Here is a 24,172-nt window from a genome sequence, read left to right on the forward strand (position 1 = left end):
AAGTTACTGAGTTTATCTTTAAGTCGTTGCGAATAAGTCACAAAATTTATTGAAATGATTAGCTCGTCTGTAAAGTCAACTAGCAGGGCTGAAATGACAACACCACTTATTTTTGATCATGCACTCGAACCGCAAGTACATCTTGTTTCACGCCGTGCAACACTGCGTTGGCTGTCGAACCAAGAAGTAATTTGATCCCACTTCGACCATGCGTGCCGATCACAATTAAGTCAGCATGAATTTCATTTGCAAAGTTTTGTATTTCATCAGAGGCATCGCCGGCCTTCAAATGAACATTTTCCTGTTTGATACCAAATTTATGAGCAATATCATCTAGCTTTTTTTGAGCCCTAGCCATCCGATCAGAATCATCAATCACGCTATAATCTGCCCCATAAAGATAAGGTTGAATATAAACCGCCGATAACGGGATATATACAAGCCTTAGATCGTCTGGAGACTGACAAACAGTCAGTGCTTTGTGAATAACGGTCTCATAATCTGCACTAATATCTATTGCGACTACTATCTTTTTATAATTACTCATATTTTTCTTCCCTTGAAGCCGTTCAATCACACGTGCGATCGTGTATCGGCAGTTTATCTAAAAGTAACCTTATATTATCAAAGTAAAGTCAGTGGGAATTGACCCAAATCAAATCTAAATCCTATTTTTAGTTTATTTTAAATTAGGTGTAATAATACCAAGTTGAAACGTGAACGCCGTCTTCATAACGCACGTTATTTGAAAAGGATATTGTCATGAGTAAACGCACTATGTTATTTGGCCTAACATGTATTTTCGTATTGGCTAGTTGTGAAAAAGGAATCGACTCGCCAAAGGGCTTTAGTTTACCTGAGGGCGATCCTGAAGCAGGTAAACTTGTGTTTGTGAAGCATCAATGTCTGTCTTGTCATAGCATCGCCGACTTAGAAGATGACAGTGTCGAACATGAGCATGAACCTCCAATTGCACTTAGTTCAAATTCAGCAATCGTGAAAACCTATCCCGAATTGGTTACGAGTATTATCAATCCTTCACATAGGATATCCAGGGGCGCTCAATGGGTAACCATAGATGAAAATAGGCATTCTGTAATGCCTGTTTACAACGATGTTCTGACGGTCTCAGAATTAATAGATGTGGTTTCCTACATACAACCATATTACAAAGTTACTCCATGGCCATACACAGTTTATCCAATTTATGGAATGCAGCATATGGCTTGGTAGCCACAGAAAATAATCGTATTTCGAGGATCCCAAATTCGTTGTTTAAGAGCCCCTCGTTATGCAAAATGCCAAGGTAGAATAGTATTTCCTGAGTCTCCCGAAAAACCAGGTTTCTATGCACATTATGTTCATGAATAAAAAGCGTTACAATTGCCGAGCCAAGTATGTGCCCCGCATCTTGAAATTGAATAGTTAAGCCATTTAACACCTCAACTTCTTTCTTGTATTGAATACCTTTACAAAGCCTAAGCGTCCTTTCTACATCTTCCTCAGTATATTCAGGCAGAAGCGGGTCTTTACCTTTTCTAGCTCTGCGTACATTTTTTCCGGGTTAAACTCAAAAACCTCTTTTTGAATTCGTTTAACATTATGCCCTCCCTGATGCATCCCTCAATCAAGCAGGACACACCCAAAACTAGATGATTCAACTATGTGACAAGGCCCCGCCACTTTCTGTGCTGCACCATGAAACGTAATTGTTGCCATTAGTTTTCCTTGTCCTCTAGTAGTGCATATAAGACTACTTTATTAGCGGAGTATAGTTTTTGACCCCTATCAATATCCGTCGCTCGTATTTGAAGAATTCTAAAATAGCGAGCACCGTGCCCATGGCATAATCATCGTTGTACTCGCTATTTTGCCGAGCGATTTATGTTGGACTAATGTCGTCACTTTCACGTCTGGAAATATTTTCCTCAGGAAGGCCAAATTCACCGTCTTTTAACAAACATCTATTATGTTGACCTGTATCAAAATACCTTTGCAAATAAAACGTACAGTTAGCATCGCGATACCAGTCAAGTATTTTATTTATCCAGTTTTTGGGAGAGCCACCATGGTCGCAAAAGTAACCTCAACATGTAAAACGGTTGTTTTATTAGTTTGCATGTCAATTTTATTTGCTTGCACGTCAAGCCCAAAGATCCGCAGTTTAGTTGACGATACAGCCCAATTCGATAGTTACCAAACCTACGCTTTTCACCCCAATATCACCCCAACTGGTAGCGATTACGATAGTTTGTCTTTTCGTTATATAAAACTGGCAATAGAAAATGAAATGCGGGAAAAAGGTTTTACGCAAACACAAGATGCTGAACTATGGATAAACTTTACTGTGTTTGTTAAAGACAAATTAGAAGTAGATAGCGCCCCATCGATGTCCTTATATTACCGGTTTAGACGTGGTTACGGTGTATGGGGAGACTACCCAATGATGCAAGAACGCATTAGACAATATACTGAAGGTAGCCTTAACATTGACCTAATTGATCAAAAAACGAATCTTTTATTATGGGAAAGCGTGGCCATCGGCAAAGTATCCAACAGCACCTACGATAACCTTGAATTTAAGATTAATGAAACGGTCAAATTGATGTTTGAAAAACTGCCAAATGGATCACGATAAACACAGGAGCCACGGTTGTTTATACAAAAGGATTAATCGATGAAATTTAAAGACTACTACAAAATTTTACAGGTAGGCGACACTGCAGACTTAAAACAAATCAAAAAGGCCTATCGTAAACTTGCTCTTAAATATCACCCTGATACTAGCCCCGAACCCGATGGCGACGAAAATTTTAAAGAAGTAGCCGAAGCTTATGAAGTATTAAAAGATACAAAGAAAAGAGCAGAATATGATGAGTTGAGGCGCTATGGTGGATGTTCAACTGACGGTTTTGATGCACCTCCCGGTTGGCAATCTACAACCAGTAATAATCAGTATCAGGGCAACGAGCATGGTGATTTTTCTGAGTTTTTTAATTCATTTTTCGCTGATAGAGGGCAAAATTACGAGGGTTCACAGAGGCATAGCCCTGATTTATTTAAAGGCCAAGATCTCGAAATGGAATTACCTGTCTTTTTAGAAGAGACCCTCTCTGGCACCACAAAAGCACTTGATTATCATGTACCGGTAATAACGAATAATCAACGGCAACAAATCAAAAAGTCACTTAAAGTAAAAATTCCTGCCGGTGTGACCGATGGCGAACGCATCAGGCTAAAAGGACAAGGCGCACTTGGGCGTCAGGGCAAACTAAATGGTGACTTATATTTAGTTATTCGCTTAGTTCCCCACCCACTATTTGACCTGCAAGGTAGTAATTTGATATTGAGTTTACCTCTTACTCCTTGGGAGGCTGCACTAGGCATCAAACTTGAAATTCCCACCCTAGACGGTAAAGTAAAACTCAATATCCCTGCTAATAGCCGCTCTGGTCAAAAATTAAGAATAAAGGGTAAAGGACTCAAAAGTAAAACAGGTCAGGGAGATTTACTTGCGCTTATAAAAATTGATATTCCACCCTTAACTAATACTGAAACGAAACGCTTGTGGAGCGAGTTAGCTGAGGCCGACAAGTATAATCCTAGAGCTGACTGGAGTTAGAAGATATGGTCAACATCACCCTATACATTGCTATTGATGAATTATGCGCAAACGCAGGCATCAACCAAGAGGTGATTTTAGAAGTCGTTGAATATGGCATCGCAACCCCTCAAAGTGGGGAGACGTTGTCAGAGTGGATCTTCGATTTAGAAAGTGCTCATTGGATTAAAAAAGCGATTCAGTTAAACCAGCAGCTTTTACTGGATTGGGTAGCTATCAGCCTGGTGATAGATTTAATGAAAGAGAAAGAGAAACTGAAACAAGAAAATAACCAGCTCAAAAGCAGATTGAGTAGGTTTAGTAGGTTACTGTAATAATTGAAGCGTTCGTAAATCATTTTCGCATTGGTACTTTACTCGGCTGAGCCCTCATTAGCACTTCTGAGCACTTCTGAGCACTTCTGAGCACTTGGTTATATCCTGAGTAGACATCGATCACAGTGATGACGCGTTTATAAATTTTCATATATGCCTGCAAAGCCCTAAAATTTTGAACTTACTTATTCAATTAATAATTACTAGTTTGCTTTTTCAAAAAACCGCCTTAAGCGACTTATTACTGTGCAGACTAAATGCCGATTGATTCGAGCGCACGCCCCTTGAGAAAATATAATTTAAGGCTTGAGAGTCCAAAATTGATAATTGACGATTACTCACAGAGATAAAGTTTGTAAGCTGAAAAGTACAAACATCTGGCAGTCAACAGTACGGCACGCAAATATAGAAATTTAATTACGCAACTTAATCACATAACTCAATTGCGGAAGGTACTTATATCTAAAACCACTCAGGATATTGAATTACTTGAGCCTTTGGCGGCGACTAAAAGCCAAGCACCTTCAATTTGATCTATATCAATAATTAAAAACACGTAAGCGCTATCTTAGATGTGTGAAAGCTTGTGAAACTTATTAGTTGACCCACAACTTGATAATAAAGGAAAAAAGATGAACAAATATTCTGTTTTACTGATGGCAATTGGGGTTATTTCTTTGACCGCTTGTGATTCCGGTCCAGACTCTCCTCGCGGGTTCAGTTTGCCTGAAGGCGATGCCGTAAAAGGGGAACAAGTACTGGTCAAACATCAGTGTCTGGCCTGTCATACATTAGAGGGAGTCAGCGTAGAGACTATTGAACCTGAGCTACAACTTCGGGTCCAGTTAGGAGGAGAGGCAACTAAAGTGACTACTTACGCTGAACTGGTGACAAGCATAATTAATCCGTCGCATAAGATTGCAAAAGGTTATATGCTCGACGCAATAACCGACTCTGGCATGTCAAAAATGCGAAATTACAATGATGTTATGACGGTCACAGAATTGGTTGATTTAGTGACCTATTTGCAATCTAAATATAAAGTAAAACCTTATGAATATACGCCATATGGTCGTTATTATTAAAGAATAAAGGAAAACGCTAAAACGTGTAGGCTCGGATCCGTACGCGCTGGTTTATGTATAAAATCGTGGAGAGTTTATATTTCTTGGGTTTATCTAGACATACTAAGCACGGATTGCGTTAGAGCAGATAAACCGAATCTAAGCGAGACGAGACGACTATAATTACATGGGAAAATTAACAAGAGACCGCAGACAAAAATCCTGCGATAGCTGCGGGCTCAGCGAACCGGTGCTTTATAGGATTAAGCCGCAGTGTCAGGAAGCTTGGCTTTTTGCCTGTTCTGGCTGCCAATCAAAAGCAAAAATGCAACCTGACTATGTATATGGCGGCACTTGGAAACAGAAAAAGCGGAATTAGACAGTTTATGTGAAGCTATAATTAGGTGGTCTATTTTACAAAACCACCTAAACCAGCAAAGGCAATCAGTTTTTTTTATCACTGAACTTGATATACAACAAGATAACACACAGCACCACCCCAACTGGCAGAATTGCAATTAAGGGTTTACCAGACAACGCAAGCTCGCCCGCAATATGTACAAGAAACGCAATCCCCGCGAACGCAAGTAACATGGCGATTATTTTGGTAGGTTTATTCATAAGTAATTCACTTTGGCCTAGAATAATAATATCAGATTCTTACGGTTAGTAAGATGTTATAGCCCATTACTATTTACACAATTATGGCAATACGACCCACTTATAATAAGCAGGCTGGTAACTCACAACGTAAGCAGGCCTAGTTTAAAAGCTTATACTATCAATCTTGATCCCGCAATCTATATGCTTATGGTTTACCTTTTAAGAACTCGACTGTAAAGCCTGAGCATGTTTTCGGGGCCTAGTTGTGTGGTGTATTCAATACCTAACAGACGAATGTTTTTTTAGATACCTTACTTGATAGTTAGACCGCTGGTTAGTGTGTTATTATTTGCAAATACACTTTCAATGAGTTGTTAGGTATCCCGCACTTAGCGAGGTTACACGAGACAACGCAGAACGAACTACCTCAGGGAACGCATGCGCAATACAGTTACTGAAACCATCACCCACGTACATCATTGGAACGATACCTTATTTAGCTTTAAAACTACTCGCTCGCAAAGTTTTACCTTTGAAAATGGTCAATTTGTGATGATAGGACTTGAAGTAGACGGCCGGCCTTTGTTACGTGCTTACAGTATCGCCAGCGCTAACTATGAAGACGAGTTAGAATTTTTTAGCATCAAGGTACCTGATGGTGCGTTAACATCACGGCTCCAAAAAGTTCAAATTGGTGACGAGGTAATACTCACGACGAAGGCAACGGGTACGCTAGTAGCAGGCTATCTAAAACCAGCTAAGCATTTATATTTATTATGCACAGGTACCGGATTAGCGCCCTTTATGAGCATCATTAAAGACCCTTTTATTTATGATGCATTTGACAAGGTAATATTAGTACACAGCGTTCGTTTAGTATCCGAACTTGCCTATAAAGATGTGATTGAGCGCGAATTACCTGAAAATGAATTTTTTGGTCCCGACGTTCAAGAGAAGCTACTGTATTACCCAACCGTAACAAGAGAAGACTTCCATTATCAATCAGTAAACGAACAAGAGAATGATGCAAGTCACCATGTTCGTATTACGGACTTATTAATATCCGGTCAGCTCACTCAAGACCTAGGCATGCCGGATATTAACCTTGAAGATGACAGATTCATGATCTGTGGAAATAACGATATGTTGCAAGATCTAATGAAGATCCTAGATGATAAAGGCTTTAGCAAGGCTAACTCACGTAACTTAGGGGAATATGTGATTGAAATGGCCTTCATCGAAAAGTAGTGACCGCCCTCTATACACCTAAATAAAACACCTAAATAAAACACCTAAATATATCCCTCCTTGCATAGCCTGCTATGCAAGGCTTTAATATGTTGCGGTCCAATTTCACAGCAGCCACCAATAATAGATGCACCGCGCTTCGCCCAACTCACAGCATGCTCAGCATACTGTTGAGGGCTCATATCTTTGCGCATTTCAAGCGTCTCGACAGTATCACCAGGGTATAAGGAGTCTACCGATACAAAACCATTAGCATATGCACCAACTCTTTCCCTTTTCGCACTCAATAGCGGCCAACATGCACTGATTGCTTCCGGCTGACTGCAGTTTAATAGCGTTGCCTGGGTATCGAAAGACTCGAGCGCTTGTAACGCGTCTTTTAACGATTCACCACTGCGTAATTGCTCTGGATTATCGTCACTGACCGTCAATGCAAGCCATACCGGTTTGCCACTTTCAAGTGCAGCAGTGCAGGCCGCGCGTGCTTCGGTTATGGACGACATGGTTTCGCATATAAACAGATCGCTAGCTGGCGATTGCAGTTCAACAAGGCAACGGTAGGTAGCAAGAGAGTCTTCGAACGACAGCGATACATCAGGGCGATAGCTAGCAATTAACGGTGGCAGGCAACCTGCTATTTGGACGTCATTGCACTGCGCTAAGTCAATTGCCTCTTGGGCTGCACTCATCGCTAGCCGATGCAACAGTGCTAATTGCTCAAGATGATTTTCTCGTTTAAGCCGTTGTGGTGTCGCAGTGTAGGTATTGAGGGTAATGACGCGCGCACCACTGTTGATGAACTCACGATGTAAATCTCTCACCAACATGGGCTCATTTAACATGATGTCAGCAGACCACATTGGCGTTATTGCACGAGAACTTCTGCGTAATAACTCTTGCCCCATGCCACCATCGAGTAAAATAATAGGACTCATTTAGTTGCCTCCGATTTAGTTGAAAATAACGCCTTAAAATGGCTCATCATTCAATAGTTCAAACACTAGAAAAATTGATATGGACGTGGTTTTGGAGGTCAGTAAAAAACATTAATTATTTACATTTATTTATGACTGCCATCACACATCGGCTGCGATGCAGTTAATTTACAACCACAAAAAAATATTTTTTTAGACTCTGTTGCCGTGTATTTCACTGGTGCAAAATCAGAACCACTGTGAGAACCATCACAAAAAGGTTGTTTACCACTTTTACCACAAGAACACCAAAAGTAATTTTTGCCAGATTCTACCTCAACAGCATAGGGTGTATCAGACGCTCGAATTGCCTTACTCATAATATTTTCCTCATAGTTATACAATATGCATGACGCGAACCAGTGTGATTTTATCAGTTCACGTTGAATGATGTTGAATGATGTTGAATATAGTGCGGTTGATCGTTTTTCAAGTCAACGACCGTTTACGTTATGCAAAATTTGTAGATAGAAATTTGTAGATAGAAACTTGTAGATAGAGACAACTCAACTCTCCTCTCCTCTATAAAAATGCAAGAAATACGAAAGCTAAGTCGATAGTGGCATTGCATGGCGCGTTCATGCAGTCTATTGTTGTCACAACGAAAGGGGACATAGTAGAAAAATGTCGTTAACTTCAAACAGGGTTTTCTTACAGTATTTGACAATGTAAATGCTGCGTTAACTAATATTGAGTTTACATTGATTATGAATACTAACGACAAGGTTAAAGGGAACTCTGTTTCACTGGGGTTTTTACATATCCTTTCACCCTGGCGAACTATTCTATTTTACTCCCTCATGCCCATTGTCATTGCGGCCTTGTTAATTGTGTTTACACTAGTATCTATTGAAGCTCACAGCCGCACGCATATAAATCGGTTAACCCAGAGTACCGCAGATGGTATTGCCTCGCTGCTAAAGTACGATATGAATCACCGTATCGAGTCGCTGTCTGAGTTTGCTAAACTGTCACAATTAACTGGCGATATGACTAACGATCAGTGGCAGTCTGCCAGTAAAACGCTATATAATATTCGCAGTGATTATCAAGCGATTGGATGGATTGATAATAACTATTACATTCGCAGAGTGATGCCCAATGAGGGCAATGAATTAGCTAAGGGCGTTAATTTAGCACTTAATTCTCATGAGTTATTAGCAGCGCACAAAGCACAACAGCAACGGACCGCATCAGTAAGTATTCCTCCGACTTCTATCCAAGAACGGCCTGGCCTCGGTATTTATGTTCCTATATTTAAAGAGCTATCGCCAAATAAAGAGCTACCGCTGAATAAAGAGCTACCGCTGAATAAAAAGCTACCGCTAGACAAAGAATTACAAGGCTTTGTTACCAGCCTACTATTGTTTGATGAGTATATTAATACGGTATTGCCTTTATATTTGTTAGCCGATCATCAATTTTCACTACTTATCGATGAACAACGCATTTATTCAGATGACATCACTCCCGAGGTACACAACAGCACCTGGAAAAAACAAGCAAGCTTTCTGCTAAATGACCACGTTTGGGAAATAAGCATAGTGCCAAAAGACGCTTTTTTAAGTGATGCTCACTATCGAATGATGGCTATTTTAACCATGCTCGGTGCCTTGTTAATTATTTTTGTGGGCTTAGCCGCTTATACAGCGTTATTTGCAAGAAACAAAGCGAGAGCCATGATAGATGACCGTAATAAAATAGACCATCTACTGAAGAATCTGCCGGGCATTGCCTACCAATCTTACAATAAGCAAGACAGGCCAATGATTTTCGTCAGTAAAGTATGCGAAGAATTAACAGGTTGGTCGAAAGCGGCGTTTGAATCGGGTACGGTAATGTGGGGAAAGCTGATCCACCCTGATGACTGCCAGCACGTAAATGAAGTTGTCAATAAAGCCATAGTTCAAAAAACTTTTTTTGAACTTGAATATCGTATAATCACCAAGAACAATAACATTCGATTGGTTTGGGAGAAAGGCGAAGCGGTTTCTTCTATACTTAATAACCAAGCTATTCTTGAGGGGTTTATTACCGACATTACGAGTATTAAACTAGCTGAAAAAGAGATTGTACGTAGTCATGCTTTTTCTGATGCGATTGTAAATTCGGTAGTTGAAGCCGTTATTACAATTGATCAAAAAGGATCTATTAAAAGCTTTAACAATGCTGCACAAGCTATGTTTGGCTACACCTTTGATGAAGTAAAAAATAAAAACGTTAAAGCCTTAATGCCACGTAATTTTGCAGACCAGCATGATCAATATTTGGCTAACTATTTACGTAATCAAAAAGCCAGCATTATTGGTGTTGGGCGCGAGCTTCTGGCCCTGCGCAAAGACGGTAGCATGTTTCCCATTCATTTATCGGTGAACGAAATCCAATCCAATGAAGATACCATGTTTGTCGGTTTAATTAGGGACATCACTCTGCAGCGCATGGCTGCGGATCAGACGCGTAAGCACATTGAACAAATGGCCCACGCCGAGAGGCTGAATTCCCTTGGCGAAATGGCCGCGGGCATTGCACATGAAGTGAATCAACCCTTAACCGCAATATCATTATTTTCGCAGTCGGGTAAAAATTTATGTAATAGCGGTAAATTTGAGCGCCTGCCTGAGATACTTGAAAAGGTCAGTCAACATTCACGCCGAGCTGGTGCGGTGCTCGAACGCATGCAAGCAATGACCAAACAGGGAGAAAGGCAAAAAGAGCAGGTTGATTGCAACATACTTGTTGACGACGTAGTGAAATTAGCCGAGCCGGATGCGAGGATACGAAATATTACTATTAAAATAAGCGGTCGCGAAGTCAACGCAAGCGTATTTGTCGATACAGTACAAATACAGCAAGTAATGCTCAATCTATTGCGTAACGGCATGGAGGCGATGGAGGCGATGCAGGCTTCAAATACAGAAAATCAGAACATGATTGAACTACGTATGCAAATATCACCGCAGATAGCCCCGCAGATACCTCCGCAAGCCCCTCCCAAGAGCGTAATTAAGATCTCGGTTATTGACTCCGGTTGTGGCTTATCCAGCGATATGACTAATAAGTTATTTACCGCGTTTTCATCTACTAAAAAAAATGGCATGGGCATTGGTTTGTCTATTTCTAAAAGTATCATTGAGGAGCATGGCGGTACTATTCACTATGCCAGCAATACACCGACAGGATCGGTGTTTTACTTTATATTGCCTTTGGTCGAATAGACAACTCAGCAATCGCTTTTACACCTCTGTCATACAGCACAAAACACGATCGTAGCTCTGTTTTACTTATGTAATTTTCTCTAAAGAACGACGAAATAATGCAAGGCTAGCAACGAAAAATACAGTGCCCAAGCAAATAATAATAGCAAGTTGCGAGCACCTGCTATTAAACCCATAAGGGTTGATTTACCTACCCCGTCAGGGCCAAGGTTGGATGTGCACATATTAGGGATGTCCGACAGTGAAATGTGGTTACCCCTAATTGTTGAGTAAAACTGGCGCTTGTAGAATAAGGGAATGAAAAGCGTCTACTTAACAATAACTAATAAATTCGTCACCGGAGGATTTGACATGACTGAGCAACTCATTAGCGATCATAAGCACGTTAGCATTGGCGACCTTGATATTACCATCCGTCCTATAACGCCTGAAGACAAGGAGATAGAAGCCTCTTTTGTACGCAACCTGTCGCTGCAAACAAAATATGAGCGCTTTTTTGAAGGGATCAATGATTTGTCACCATCGATGTTGAACGTGTTGTGCAACATCGATTACATAAATACGATGGCCTATGTTGCTACTATTGCTAGCCCTGCCGGCGAAAAAGAAATTGGTGTGTGCCGCTATGCGGCAGACAAAACGCCAGGTGAATGCGAAATGGCGATCACTGTTGCCGATGACTACCCGTACGATGAGATTGCAACGGTGTTAATTGATACCTTAGTTAAACACGCGAAAAGTAATAATGTTAAAACGCTTTTTTCTACCGATTTAAGCACGAACTATAGAATGCATAAATTAGCTGAGCATCTTGGTATGACCGCAAAAACACATCCACAAGATAGTACTTTGATTGTTTACACCTTGGTTTTATAGCCACCACTTATACTATAAAAAAATAGGCGACTAGGTAAGCCCTGCTTACTTAGTCAACATCAGTGATTGGCTTAGCTGAGCCATCACCAGCTCTTCATTGGTAGGTATTACCAACACCTTCACCAGCGAATTCACGTGACTAATAACGTTCTTGTTGAGCCGGTTTGCACTTAGTTCTAGCGTGACCCCTAACCATGTCAGACGCTCACAAGTTTGTTCACGTATTAGCGCTGAATTTTCACCAATGCCGGCTGTAAATTCAATTATATTTTGTACAATATCCCGCTTTGTAGCCAAATCGGGAGCAGTATTAATCGCCGCATCGGTGATAAACAGCGGTTTATGATAAGTAGGCACATCTAAAGCAAATATATGGCTCATTCTGCGCTCAGTACGTAAGCCTTTTTTGGCATCCACGATAGGAGCCATTAGCTCATCGGTATGCAATTTTCCTTTCATTATTGCGTCCACGACATTCTGGTGAACTGCATCTACAGCTGCAGCAGCGGCTGCGTCACTATGTGGCACATCGATTATCTTTATGCCGTCTAAATTGCATGATGCTTCTATGGCAACAGCTATAATTTTATCTTTTGGACCAATTAATATGGGCTCAATTACGCCTCTATTTTTTGCTTCCATAGCACCAAGTAAAGCGACTTCATCACAAGGGTTAACATCGCCTGACATTACCGCAAATACAGGGGCCCGAATATCAGATATAGAAATCGGTTTGCCATCAACAATATATAGACCCTCGGATAACTCATTATTTAAAAACAGCTTACGTAAGTATTGTGAATGCATTTTGTAGGGCATTCTGGTGGTATCGAAATTCCACGCCATTAAATCGTTAATATGAGTACGTTCGACCATTAGGTAGTCGTGCACCATACGCGACCAAATCAGATCATTGACGACGATGAACCAACTTGCGTTTACTTAGCGTTTCGTTCAACGAAGCGGTCCAAGCATGCGGTTTAAGCTATCAGCCGGTACCGCTACTCAACAATTAGTAATTACCCTACGCTTATGTGGATAACCACAATTGGATAAAGGGCTAGAAGTCAATACAATGTGAAAATATTCACTCTGGAGGTGTCGTCAAAATATGCTCAAGCGCACATCAATTATTAAGCAAGGGACCACTCAAAATGAAGCCCAATTGCAACTAGAAGAGCTATCTCATGTGGCTAGACTGACTATTATTGGTGAAATAGCGTCAGACATTGCACATGAGGTAAATCAACCATTGGCGGCTATTTCTTTATTTTCTCAAGCAGGCAAGCGGCTGCTTGACAGTGGTCAATACGAACGAGTAGCAGAGGTGTTTGATAAGTTAAGTCAGCATGCCCAACGAGCAGGTGCTATTGTTGAACGCATACAGTCGATGGCTAAACTGCATGACACTGAAAAGAAATCCACCGATTGTTATGTTTTAGTGACTGAAGTTGCTCAACTAGCAAAGGCCGAAGCAAGTATTCATGACATTGAAATAAAGGTGAGTGTTGCTAAAAAACTTCCATCGGTAGTAGTTGATGTGGTTCAAGTGCAGCAAGTGATACTCAATTTGCTACGCAACAGCATGCAAGCTATGCGAAAAATTACTCGCCATAATGGTAACGTAGTTATTTTACGGGCTAGCCTAAATAGTATTGGCGAAGTTGAAATTGCGGTTATTGACAGCGGTGAGGGCGTATCGGCTAAGGTTGAAAAAAAGCTGTTCGAACCGTTTTTAAGTGCCCAAGAAAGCGGTATGGGCTTGTCGCTTAGCCGCGCAATCATCCAAGCACACAACGGACGAATTAACTTTCACAATAATACAATTTGTGGTGCAACGTTTTATTTTACGTTGCCCGGTGCTGTGCGAGATGACTAAAAACACGCGAGGTAACGACTATGCAAGAAGAGCAAATAGTATATGTAGTTGACGACGATGAAGGTATCAGAGAGGGCTTGAGCCTGCTGCTAGAAACTACCGGCCAAAAAACCAAGTTATATAGTAGTGCGCTAGACTTTTTAGATGACTACCATAATAAAATACGTGGCTGCCTTATTTTAGATATACGCATGCCGAGCATGACCGGCCTAGATTTACAAACAAGACTGAACGCGCTAGGTGCAACCTTACCCATTATTTTCATTACTGGGCATGGCGATATACCCATGGCGGTTGAAGCGATGCGACAAGGCGCTCTGGACTTTATTCGTAAGCCTTTTAGAGAACAAGACTTACTAGATAGGATCAACCAAGCTTTGTCTATCGATGCAGGCAGAAGTAAGCATGAAAGCGACCGCAGCATTATATTAAGTAAGCTAGCACTACTTTCAGAGCGCGAGCGACAAATATTCGAACGCGTTGCCAAAGGTGACATGAACAAAGTTATTGCCCATGACCTTGGTATTAGTGAAAGAACAGTTGAAGTACACCGCTCGCAAGTGATGAAAAAGTTAGCCGTTAAAACGCTAGCTGAACTGGTGCGTTTTAAGCTTCAAGAAGAAAATAATGCGCAATAGCAAAGCATAAATCCAAATTTTGCTACTGGGCTATTCTGCTCACTTACGCTGATCGGAAATGAATAGTGCCATAGTTCGGTGACATAATGAGAGGTTGGCTTTTATGGCTAAAACCTCACTTTTATGCGCCTACTCCTATCTGCAGACGCAGATTTGCAGCCGCAGGATCGTCTACCAACATCACAAACTAATTGAACTTTATCGGCTTATCTGACTACCAAGGGTGTTAGTTGTAAGGAGCGTTAATTTTGACCTTAAAAACAGATTAAAAGCGACCAAAATATTAGACATCAATAAACATATAAAACCAGCAATTACAAAGGTCTATATTTTATAAATTTTATAAATTTTATAAATTTTATAAATTTTATAAATTTGGACTTTAAACACAACTAAAGTATATAACGGGTATGTGGATTACTACTTTTGCCGCACAAAACGTATGATATTACATTCCTAGAATATAGTTAACTTTGCATGAATGGATTAATTGTAAAAACAAGTCAAGATACAAATATTAGGAGAGTAAATGTTCAATTCTGGCCCTGTGGCAGAATCTAATAAATGCGGTAAAAATCAGCTCATAGGCCTTCATCAAACAACTAGAGCCGTGGCAACAAATGTGTGTGATGAGCACTGCGTTTTATGTCCAAAGCAACGTCATCCTATTTATATCGACAAAGGCGTGTTTATTGAACGACACGCTGTGTCAGTAAAAGGGACTAAACACAGAATATCCAACCCTATGTTCAGAATTCTTTGTGCTTTTCACGAGTATGAAGGAGAGGTAGTGAGCAGAGCGTTTTTATTAGCATATGGTTGGGGAAGACATAATAAAGTTAACAATAATGTCACTGTGGCTATTTCTGAGCTACGCGCTTTATTAAAAAACAAATCTAATTTGGAAATAATCACAATCCACGGAAAAGGATATCAAATGTTTAATAAAAATAAAGGTCGATTTGCATGATAACAGTCCCTTCAATATCTATTAAAAAACAAGATATACAATACCTTGTTTATCCCAGAGTTGAGTTGATTACAGATTGCATATCGAACAAGAAAGGCATTTTCGAAGTGTTGTGCATTGTGATGAAAGACTCAGAACAATTATGCCCTATGCGTTTTTTTAATGAATTAAGTAATGATGAAATCTATGTGATTTACCGTCATATACTGGAAAGTCTAGAAACACAAACGACGTCAACTGTGTCACTTAATATAAATATTAATTTTTTAAACTCACATCACGTTGACATGCTTTTGTCAGCATTTGGCAACAGTACAATCATATTAGAGCTATTGGAAACCAGCTCTTTACAATCCATAATCCAAATTCAAAACCGATTAAATGAAATTAAAGGAAATCCGAAAGTACGTATCTGGTTGGATGATTTTGGGTCTGCCCGATCAAATTTTGATGTCTTGAATATGCTCAATTTTGACGGCGTTAAAATGTCCAAGGAGCTTTTTTGGGACTTGTACGAAAATGATAAAATTTTACTAAAACATCTGATCAAAATGATTAAAAGAAAATCCAATACTATCGTGATAGAAGGTGTTGACAGCTTTGACAAATACATTTTTTGCAAAGAACAGCAGTGCATGATGCAGGGCTACTTTTTTAATGAAATCAGAAATAGCGCCGTTTGTTGATTATGCATCCTCAATTGCATGAAACCACCCTGAACCTGATTTCATTGATACACTTTTATCGACGAGCTTACAGTGATAACGAAAAAATAAAAGGCGCGGCAGATTACTCTTTATTGCTCACGATGCGAGGCACTGGCATATCGAGTTCACAAGAAAGGCTACAGTTTTGCTCAGCCGCTGTTGAAGCGATTACATCGTTAGTTGTCGAGGGCAACGTAACAACTAAAAAAGGGAAAAATGTTGTTTCACGGCTGGACAGAGAAGAAATCGATTTTATTCAAAACATGATGTTCACAGATGCGCGCCATCACACTGACTATTAAAGTGAGAAAAAAAATAGTTTATAAATGAACAAAATGTTAACACTCAAGCTTATTTTCATTATCCAACCGATAATTTAATTGTCGCATTGATGCATCGCAAACCTAGGGAAACTTAGGGACGCAAAACTAAAGGACCTGTAAAATGGTAGCCAGTTGCCGAAAGTGAATTAGCACTTTTTGTTTTTTGAGCTGTTTTACACATGGTCTTCTTTATGAAGACCTTTTTTTTGCCTTAAATTTTGTAATGTATGTTGAAAATAATTACCAAAAATTAATAGGAAGAACCGCCGTTAAAATTAACAATTACCTACACCTAGCGATAGCAGTATTGCTGTGCACGTATTCAATTAGTAGTTTCAGTGCCTTTATGGTCACTCAGACAAGTTTTGGGGTGGATCTTGACAGACCTGTGACTCAAGACACGACCCTGATCAACCAGAGTAATAAGCCGGTACGGGTCAGGGTGGATTTTGAAAAACCGAAATGGGCCAAAGATAAGTATTATTTGGGCGATCAGCTAGTGGCTTATCCGAAAATTGTGGTTATTCCGCCTAAGGGCAAAATCCAAGTAAAGATAGCCCCACGGATAAAAAAAGAATTAGCAGACGGTGAGTATGTGGCCTTGTTGGTATTTAAAGAACTGCCACCACGAAACAGTGACGCTCAGGTCACCATGCTGATGAATCTGGGAGTGCCTTACTACGGTAGAAAAGGCAAGCTGGAAACCGCCATGGATTTTGACAATTTACGTATGACAAAAATTGAAAATGGCTATCAGCTGCTGGGAGCGGCACAAAACAATGGCAACTTTTCTTACCCACTTTATATCAACATTAAATTTTACCAAAATGAGAAGATCGTCAAAGAAGAAAGCTTTAAGCAGGGTTTCTATCGCGAGCATTTAGTCGAGCTAAATAAATCAATCTTGATGAATGCAGTTGCTGATCGTGTAGAGATTGTTTTTGCCAATGAAAAGCTTGATTTTTCGCAGCGATTCACTCTTCCAATCGGATCCAGTTTTCCATTCGGAAAAACAGCAAGTGAATAAAGTTCTTTTTACACTGCTGTTTTTTTCAAGTTTTGTGTGGGCTGAAGAAGGTGATTTTTATATTAATGGCAATGCAGTAAAAGCCATCTCCCTGACGTTGGGTGTCAGCAATATTGATTTTGGCGATGTTTACAATGATACGGAGGTCGACAGTGAGATGGTAGATTTTTCGGTCAATGCCGAAAATGGCTATGACTATACGGTAGAGATAAGTAATGACGACAGCATGGGTATTGTGCAAGTTTCGCGCAACGCCAGTGCAGGGTATACCGCAAATAGCATTACTTATATACAGACTGCTAACGGGGTTGACCAAGCCCACGAATTTTATGTAGACTTCGATACAGCAAATATGAACGGCGATTTATCCGCCACTATTACTGTGCAGGTGGCCTACAACGATATCCACGAATAAATGTCCTTTCATAGGTTGGACGTTTATTCATTTTGAAGCAAAGTAAGAAAGAGAGACAAAATACAATGAATAAATTATTCAAAGCAACACCGATGAAAAAGTTATTATTAGCATCGTCTATATTAGCCATTTCATCAACGGCAATCGCTGCCAATACTTCTCCATTATTGGATACAGCGGTAACAGATACCTTAACGGTAACGGCTAAGTATGTAACACCGCTTGCGCTTGGTTTAGATACATCAACAATTAATTTTGGGGATGTTTTTACGGATTCGGTTATTGATGTTGAGACGGTACTTGCTACGATAAATGGTGAAGCTGGCGAAACATTTACCTACACTATTGCATCCGATGGTGACAATGTGACACTTTCTGATGCTGGTAGTACATTGGATTTCGCTGATACGACAGAACAAACGCTTAGCTTTGATGTTGGTCTAAATACCACCGACATGACTGATGCAGATACTAGTGAGATTGTTACCTTCACTGTTAAATATAATGCTATTGCTGATACAACATCAGATAAAGCAGCAGCCGTATAAACTTAATCATTTTCGGGCAGCCTAATGGCTGCCCTTTTTATTTTGGTTACAAAACAATGAACAAATTTTTATTTTTATTCATGCTTGTCTATTCAGCATCAGCTTGTTCGCTAGAGATTATCGGGGTGAAAAATGCAGAACTGCAAGACCTCTATCTTTATAACGGTAGCCGGTTAACAATTTACCCTGAGGAGGGAGCGCTGGTTTCTGTGCAAGGTAAAGCCAATAAACGGGTTAAATTGGATATTAAACAAAGTGGCGTTATCTATTTTGCACCAGGGATCAGAGTTGTAGATCTTCGTGCCAAAGACCCGATTATCACCCTAGATAGATACGGGGAAGGGGAATTTGCTATAGGTTTTTCGCTACGAGGAGAAAAGCATGTCAGCGGTAAGTATAGGAAATCAATTAAATATCAAGTCAACTATGTTGATTAAATCGACTGAGTTAATAACCCTATTACGTTTTACCTACCTTCATATTAAATAAAAGAAGGATACTATGACCTTATCTGCAGGCACGTTTCTTTGCAAAAAACATCCTACAAGGCCACCCCTTTTTTCGCATGCACTGTATATCTTTTTATCTTTTTTATGCCATCCCCTTGATTACGTCGCCGACTCTAAAAATGGTAATTAAATTAACTTGTGGTCTCATTTTTGTTTTATCTATCATGAAAAAAACGGCGATGATCTCAGCAAGTGCTTTACTGATCATGATATGCACCCTAGGGCTTCTTAAGCCTGCCATTGCCGACACGCAAGATGACTACTTTGACAATATGATCACCCTTAAGGTAGGCCGCTACCTGAAGTTAGAGTTCTATGAAGTAAAAAGCGATTTTGATGGCGGCATTTATCTCGATATCAATGATTTTCTGGCAATGACCGAGCTTAGCCAATATAGCCAACTTACTATCGAAGGCGGAAATATACATCTCCATATGGCAGGCAGTCTGTTTGACGATACAAAAGCAAGGCACATTAGTAAAGAAGTAAAAAATCTCAATATTATAATCGTAAACGAGCGCCTATATTTTGATGAACAGGCCATCAGTGACTTGTTTCCCCTCAAGTCAATAAAGTGGCTGCCAGAGAGCTATACATTGGCAATAATACCGGATTTTAATCTGCCGCTGGACTATCAGGTTGCAGCACAAAAAAGAAAGCGCGCAATTGAAGAAGACAAAAATAGCCAAGAAAATCTTCAACAGACTGACTTTTTTATGCCAAAAGACAGGAGACTCGTCGACCTCGGTATGCTTAAGCTGCGCTATGACATAGATGATATAAGTACTTATTTTAAAAACGGAGCGCAACAAGACAAAGGAGATGTGGAAGCAGAATATAGCTCGCAGCTACTTTACGGCGACTTTAATATTAGACATAACATTTATGCCACAGGCGAGTTAGAAGATATCAGTCTGAAATACCCCTATATCTTTAAAGATAAGACGGTCACTATTGGTGACAGTTTTATACAGAAAAACGATATTCTGGGCTACAACACTAGGATCCGTGGTTTATCAGTAAGTGACAATGATTACACAGTCAGTCGTTCAGGTAGGGACGTGACCATCAGGGGCGAAGCACCCAGAAATGCCATGGTTGAAGTCTACCAAAACGGCAAAGTAGCAGATTATCAGCGTATTGAGGGAAGTGAATATCAGTTCACATTAGAGATGAGAAGTAACAACGATGCGTTCAAAATAAAAATATATGACCGCAACGGTGTCTTGCTCGAAGACAGAGTAGTCAATGTTATGCAGGGCCGTGATTTTCTAAGTCAAGGCGAATGGGACTATAACTTTTTCTATGGCCAAAACCCGCAGGGAGAGAATAAAGCCTGGGACGACCAAAAATTCGGCATCGCTTATGGTGTGACCAACAATCTAACGTATGCCTTTGACTATTATGACACGCGTAATGAAGACAAGCTTTATCAATACGGTAAGCACATGGCGGGATACCGCTTTTCAAATTTATTTGTCCCCTTAGTAACCAAAGTTTCCTATTATGATTCACTTTTAGACGATAGTGAGGGCTATATTGGTGAGATAAAAAGTGAGTTGTTTTCTCATAAATTATCATACAGTTATGAGCGTTATAGTCATCAATTGGCTCAAGATGAAAACAAGGACAGTTATCAAGAAGCAGAAATGAGCGGCAATTATGGCAGAAGTGATTATTTTTTCAGATTCTCAAGTAAAAAATACCAAGACAGAACAGAAAATATTTACGATAGCGGACTTAGCTATGATGTCAGCAAAGCAATACGCATTAATGTAGATCTAGGCAAAACCGTACGCAACCAAAATGAGCGCCAGTCTAATTACACAGGAGAAATAGGCTTAGATTATAACCAGGGAGATTTCACCTACAATGTCGACGCGAGTTATGATCAGCGCCGTGACGCTAAGTGGCAGTATACCGCTAGGCTAAGAAAGAGGCTGCGTCAGGATAGTAACTATGCCTATCAACTTGAGGTGAGTTATGATGAAAGCGATGATGTACGCCTAGAAATGTCTTTTGAATATAAATTTAACGACTTTCTAAAAACAGATGCTAACTACAGAAGCAATAGAGAAAAGCAATACAAAGTGAGAGCTAGCTATGAAACGGTGATCAATTTGAAAAAACCATTGGTGGCTAATAATGCCAAATATCCTGATAGTGGATATGTAGAGGGAACCATTTTTATTGATAAAAATGCCAATGGCAAAAAGGATAACGACGAAGAACCTCTTGTCGGCGTAGGAGTGGGTATAGGTCAAAATAAAGTAAAGACCAACAGCGCAGGTATTTTTTATCTTAGCGATGTAAAGCCATATAGAAGTAACAAATTGCTTTATGATTATTCCGGTATCATGCTCGATCCGACACTCACCGCAGATAGTGATCAAACAATAACGCTGCTGCCTGCATCGGGTAAAAAGATATCTGTTGGACTTGTCCCCTTATCCTTGATCATGGGGTCTATCCTCCTACCAGAAACAGAAGATAAAATAACTAAGAAGTTTTTTAGCTATGTTGAAATAGTCGTTGAAAAAAATAATGAATATTACACCAGCATAACGCCTGAGTATGACGGTTTCTATGTCTTACAAGACCTAAAACCAGGAAAATATAAGCTGAAAATAAATTACTTGGGCAGCGAAACCATCACGCTTGAAGAAGAAATCCTTAGCGTGGTCGTTCTCTCTGGAGAGACTGGCGATTTTTATGAGGGACTTGATTTTACGGTTTCCGAAATCAAAAAATAATCGTTCTGTGATTAAGCTCGAACCGTAACTCAGTCAATGCACCTGAAGGCCAATAATAACAAGAAAATAGCGAACGTTTTACTTATCGGTTTATTAATTGGCTTTACTTCATTATGGATGTTGAGAGCCACTACTCGGTTGAATTAATCCGACTCATTGCTACGTTTAAAGGATATAAATGCAACGACACCCCAAAGAAACGTTAATCCCCACAGTAATAAAAGCTTATCCATTATTTGATAAAGTGTTGCCCCCATCTGATTGGCAGCAACAAAAGCTTGGATCGCAGGTGTGCTTGGAAATAATGATGATAGCCAAATAATAGGACTTGGAATAATTTCAAGTGGCCAAATAACACCCGCAGAAAATATAAGCGGCATTGAGCTTATCAGGACCACAAAAGTGACCAATTCGCGTCTTGGTAAAATCGCGCCTAACCAGATACCAATAAAGCAAGTTGAGAGTAAAAACGGCATCAAAATAGCCAACATTGTGGGTATATCAGCAAGCCGATTAATGCCGTACATTTCAAAACCAACACCAAAGTAATATAAACTTAAAAAGACATAAATACCGACTAACGTTATGCTTCTTACAGCAAAAACCTGACCCGAACTGTATTGACGCCAATACCCGTGGCCTGATTTTTGCGTTCCTCCCATTAATCCTGCTGCCATTGCTAAGGTTTGTTGCAAAATAAGCACAAATACCGCAGGGACAACATAATGTATATAGCCCATACCAGGGTTAAACGTGGGTTTCATGTTTAATTTCACGGAAGATACATGGTCACCCGCGTAATCTACAGGCAGACCTTGTGTTAATAAATGCGATACCTTCGTTTTTGCCGCAAGTGTACTACCAGCATTCGCCAATCCTTCTATTATGGTGCCGTACACTAAAAAGAAAGAGGCGTCTCCTGCATAAGCCAATACAGGACTTTTTCCAAGTAATAGGTCTTTGTAAAAATGTTCTGGAATAACGAGAATACCGCTAATACCGCTAATACCATTATTGCGGTGTGTTAAAAGGGCTTCTTCTGCCGCTTTAATTGAATAATCCCTTTGCACCACTGTAATTTGCGGTGTTGCATCCACCATTCGTTCTAACTGGTAACTTGCCTGACTCTTATCTAGATTAACGATACTGATGTTTTGTTCTCTGGGCGTCTGATTCGCATAAGGCAGTGGATATAAAAATGAATAGAAAATCACGCCAGCAAACATAGTTAACACCACAGCAGAATTGCCCATTATTGCTTTAATTTCAAGCATCAATAATGCAAGCTTCTTCATAATGCAAGCTTCTTCATACGGCAAGCTTCTTCATACGGCAAGCTCACTGCTATTACGCCGTTTTGTTATCAACAAGTAAGTTAGGAATAAAGGCAACAAGTAGCCAAGCATGGGCAGTAATTGCGTCAATGCGACTATCCAAGAAACACCGTAGCTAACCTGACTCACTTGCACTTCAATATAGTGACTGATAGGTAATAAACTTCGCCAAATTAGAGCGGCCGTATTCATATCAGTAACCGGAAATGTGATACCCATAAATGCGAAACTGGGTGCCGTAAACGCGCCAGCTACACTGATTGCTCTGGCAGCATCATGCGTTAGAAAATAGAAAAATGCGCCCATGATCATACACGCTATACAGGTGACAAATTGAGCAAACAGTAAGGCCACAAAACTGCCATTCATTGGCCAATCAAAGCCAACATAAAACCAAAGTAAAAAAAGTGCCCCCTGCAGCAGAAACAACGGTATATAAAAACTCAAGGTAGTCATCACCTGCCCTACGGATAATCTAGTTGACCCGGCGGCAGCGCCTTTATTGGCGGCATTGGCAGTGATAATTAATATCGTGCCAGCAACAATAAAAATTTGCCAGAGCGCGGGAATAATGGCGGAAACAAGAAACTGCGTATAATTGGTGTTTTTATTAAATAACGGCGTAATTTGAGTTCTTATAGTCAACGCTCTGCCGACGGCACTTTGTGTTGTAGTATTGCCATCAGAAAGAGATCCCAACACCTCTATTTGTGCATTAGCAGTGCCTACGGCGCTAATAATCGCTGAGCTGACTAGTTTGCCAACTAAAATATATTGGCTGTTATAAAAGGCCGAAATTTGTGGCGATTGTCCTCTATAAATATCTCGATCAAATTGCCCAGGAATAACAACATATGCGTAAATATCACCGCTGATTAAGGCATTTTTTGCTTGGCTTACATCTGAATAGTTGTCATTGACCGCTAGAGTCGCACTGGCATCTAATTGACGACTTATTGTTCTGGATAATTGGCTGTGAGATAAATCAACAACACCGATAGGCAAATCGCGGGCAGTGCCATGAAAAAAAATTGCCCAAATAGAAAGTGCCAATAAAATAGGTACCCAAGTAAGGCAAGAGAATAGCCACTTATCTCGGTAAAACAGTTGCCATTGTGCTCGAAAAGTCATTGCTTTCTTCCAAATAAATTAA

At 40.1% G+C, this 24,172-nt stretch carries 25 protein-coding genes and 1 riboswitch; of the genes, 18 read left to right on the forward strand and 7 right to left on the reverse strand.

From position 1 onward, the window contains the following. Positions 1–106: 106 nt before the first annotated feature. Positions 107–547 carry a universal stress protein gene (locus tag G399_RS0109335; RefSeq protein WP_006015322.1) on the reverse strand — a complete coding sequence of 147 codons (441 nt, stop codon included), beginning with the start codon at positions 545–547 and terminating at the stop codon, positions 107–109. A gap of 215 nt (positions 548–762) precedes the next feature. On the opposite strand from G399_RS0109335, the gene G399_RS0109340 reads away from it, so the two are divergent. The 5 genes from G399_RS0109340 to G399_RS0109360 all read left to right on the forward strand — a co-directional run bounded on the left by G399_RS0109340 (position 763) and on the right by G399_RS0109360 (position 5,021). Beyond that, on the forward strand, positions 763–1,233 hold the full coding sequence (locus G399_RS0109340) for a c-type cytochrome (RefSeq protein WP_006015320.1): 471 nt from the start codon (positions 763–765) through the stop codon (positions 1,231–1,233). Positions 1,234–2,068: 835 nt separating this feature from the next. After that, positions 2,069–2,638, forward strand: a complete 570-nt coding sequence (locus G399_RS0109345) for a DUF4136 domain-containing protein (protein WP_006015316.1) — start codon at positions 2,069–2,071, stop codon at positions 2,636–2,638. A 39-nt stretch (positions 2,639–2,677) separates the two neighbouring features. After that, entirely contained in the window at positions 2,678–3,622 is a 945-nt protein-coding gene (locus G399_RS0109350; RefSeq protein WP_006015314.1) for a DnaJ C-terminal domain-containing protein, read from the forward strand. A 5-nt stretch (positions 3,623–3,627) separates the two neighbouring features. Continuing rightward, complete coding sequence (locus tag G399_RS0109355) at positions 3,628–3,936, forward strand: chaperone modulator CbpM (RefSeq protein WP_006015313.1); 309 nt, start codon at positions 3,628–3,630, stop codon at positions 3,934–3,936. Between the two features lie 632 nt (positions 3,937–4,568). Then, positions 4,569–5,021 (forward strand): c-type cytochrome, encoded by a 453-nt coding sequence (locus tag G399_RS0109360; RefSeq protein ID WP_006015311.1) that lies wholly within the window; start codon positions 4,569–4,571, stop codon positions 5,019–5,021. Between the two features lie 423 nt (positions 5,022–5,444). On the opposite strand, the gene G399_RS22275 is transcribed toward G399_RS0109360, so the two are convergent. Beyond that, complete coding sequence (locus G399_RS22275; protein ID WP_006015309.1) at positions 5,445–5,621, reverse strand: hypothetical protein; 177 nt, start codon at positions 5,619–5,621, stop codon at positions 5,445–5,447. A 420-nt stretch (positions 5,622–6,041) separates the two neighbouring features. Here G399_RS22275 and G399_RS0109370 point away from each other — a divergent pair, with 420 nt between their 5' ends. Next, a complete protein-coding gene (locus G399_RS0109370) occupies positions 6,042–6,851 on the forward strand; it encodes a ferredoxin--NADP reductase (protein WP_006015306.1) in 810 nt (269 codons plus the stop codon). A 44-nt stretch (positions 6,852–6,895) separates the two neighbouring features. Here G399_RS0109370 and G399_RS0109375 read toward each other — a convergent pair whose 3' ends face one another. Together G399_RS0109375 and G399_RS0109380 are read right to left on the reverse strand one after the other, a co-directional pair. Continuing rightward, positions 6,896–7,786: a homocysteine S-methyltransferase family protein gene (locus G399_RS0109375; protein ID WP_006015303.1), complete on the reverse strand. Its 891-nt coding sequence runs from the start codon at positions 7,784–7,786 to the stop codon at positions 6,896–6,898. Positions 7,787–7,911: 125 nt separating this feature from the next. Then, complete coding sequence (locus G399_RS0109380) at positions 7,912–8,145, reverse strand: CDGSH iron-sulfur domain-containing protein (protein ID WP_006015301.1); 234 nt, start codon at positions 8,143–8,145, stop codon at positions 7,912–7,914. A 387-nt stretch (positions 8,146–8,532) separates the two neighbouring features. Between G399_RS0109380 and G399_RS0109385 the strand changes: the two genes are divergently transcribed. Further along, entirely contained in the window at positions 8,533–11,040 is a 2,508-nt protein-coding gene (locus G399_RS0109385) for a PAS domain S-box protein (protein WP_051288526.1), read from the forward strand. Positions 11,041–11,391: 351 nt separating this feature from the next. Continuing rightward, on the forward strand, positions 11,392–11,916 hold the full coding sequence (locus G399_RS0109395) for a GNAT family N-acetyltransferase (protein ID WP_006015292.1): 525 nt from the start codon (positions 11,392–11,394) through the stop codon (positions 11,914–11,916). A gap of 45 nt (positions 11,917–11,961) precedes the next feature. On the opposite strand, the gene G399_RS22520 is transcribed toward G399_RS0109395, so the two are convergent. Next, positions 11,962–12,792, reverse strand: coding sequence for a phosphate acyltransferase (locus tag G399_RS22520; RefSeq protein WP_006015289.1), 831 nt, complete (start codon positions 12,790–12,792; stop codon positions 11,962–11,964). Positions 12,793–13,027: 235 nt separating this feature from the next. Here G399_RS22520 and G399_RS20470 point away from each other — a divergent pair, with 235 nt between their 5' ends. From G399_RS20470 to G399_RS0109455, 10 genes are all read left to right on the forward strand, one after another. Then, positions 13,028–13,795: a sensor histidine kinase gene (locus G399_RS20470; RefSeq protein WP_006015287.1), complete on the forward strand. Its 768-nt coding sequence runs from the start codon at positions 13,028–13,030 to the stop codon at positions 13,793–13,795. 20 nt (positions 13,796–13,815) lie between these two features. Beyond that, the gene (locus G399_RS0109410; protein WP_006015286.1) at positions 13,816–14,433 is read left to right on the forward strand and encodes a response regulator transcription factor; all 618 of its coding nucleotides are present in this window, start codon (positions 13,816–13,818) and stop codon (positions 14,431–14,433) included. Positions 14,434–14,962: 529 nt separating this feature from the next. Further along, complete coding sequence (locus tag G399_RS22355; protein ID WP_006015282.1) at positions 14,963–15,403, forward strand: winged helix-turn-helix domain-containing protein; 441 nt, start codon at positions 14,963–14,965, stop codon at positions 15,401–15,403. Further along, positions 15,400–16,089 (forward strand): EAL domain-containing protein, encoded by a 690-nt coding sequence (locus G399_RS0109420; RefSeq protein WP_006015280.1) that lies wholly within the window; start codon positions 15,400–15,402, stop codon positions 16,087–16,089. Before G399_RS22355 ends, G399_RS0109420 begins: the two co-directional genes overlap by 4 nt. A 2-nt stretch (positions 16,090–16,091) precedes the next feature. Further along, positions 16,092–16,412 carry a hypothetical protein gene (locus G399_RS20480; RefSeq protein WP_006015277.1) on the forward strand — a complete coding sequence of 107 codons (321 nt, stop codon included), beginning with the start codon at positions 16,092–16,094 and terminating at the stop codon, positions 16,410–16,412. A gap of 85 nt (positions 16,413–16,497) precedes the next feature. Then, positions 16,498–16,573, forward strand: a riboswitch (cyclic di-GMP riboswitch). 206 nt (positions 16,574–16,779) lie between these two features. Then, on the forward strand, positions 16,780–17,460 hold the full coding sequence (locus G399_RS0109430; RefSeq protein ID WP_226989025.1) for a fimbria/pilus periplasmic chaperone: 681 nt from the start codon (positions 16,780–16,782) through the stop codon (positions 17,458–17,460). Further along, positions 17,453–17,875: a hypothetical protein gene (locus tag G399_RS0109435; protein ID WP_006015272.1), complete on the forward strand. Its 423-nt coding sequence runs from the start codon at positions 17,453–17,455 to the stop codon at positions 17,873–17,875. Before G399_RS0109430 ends, G399_RS0109435 begins: the two co-directional genes overlap by 8 nt. 65 nt (positions 17,876–17,940) lie before the next feature. Further along, positions 17,941–18,423 (forward strand): hypothetical protein, encoded by a 483-nt coding sequence (locus G399_RS0109440; RefSeq protein WP_006015269.1) that lies wholly within the window; start codon positions 17,941–17,943, stop codon positions 18,421–18,423. A gap of 56 nt (positions 18,424–18,479) precedes the next feature. Further along, on the forward strand, positions 18,480–18,860 hold the full coding sequence (locus G399_RS0109445; RefSeq protein WP_006015265.1) for a hypothetical protein: 381 nt from the start codon (positions 18,480–18,482) through the stop codon (positions 18,858–18,860). Positions 18,861–19,111: 251 nt separating this feature from the next. Then, positions 19,112–21,685 (forward strand): fimbria/pilus outer membrane usher protein, encoded by a 2,574-nt coding sequence (locus G399_RS0109455; RefSeq protein WP_148277488.1) that lies wholly within the window; start codon positions 19,112–19,114, stop codon positions 21,683–21,685. Between the two features lie 143 nt (positions 21,686–21,828). Here G399_RS0109455 and G399_RS0109460 read toward each other — a convergent pair whose 3' ends face one another. Together G399_RS0109460 and G399_RS0109465 are read right to left on the reverse strand one after the other, a co-directional pair. Continuing rightward, on the reverse strand, positions 21,829–22,980 hold the full coding sequence (locus G399_RS0109460) for an ABC transporter permease (RefSeq protein WP_006015258.1): 1,152 nt from the start codon (positions 22,978–22,980) through the stop codon (positions 21,829–21,831). A 30-nt stretch (positions 22,981–23,010) separates the two neighbouring features. After that, positions 23,011–24,150 (reverse strand): ABC transporter permease, encoded by a 1,140-nt coding sequence (locus G399_RS0109465; RefSeq protein ID WP_006015256.1) that lies wholly within the window; start codon positions 24,148–24,150, stop codon positions 23,011–23,013. Between the last annotated feature and the right edge of the window lie 22 nt (positions 24,151–24,172).

This window comes from Brumicola pallidula DSM 14239 = ACAM 615 (assembly GCF_000428905.1).
GTDB lineage: Bacteria > Pseudomonadota > Gammaproteobacteria > Enterobacterales > Alteromonadaceae > Glaciecola > Glaciecola pallidula.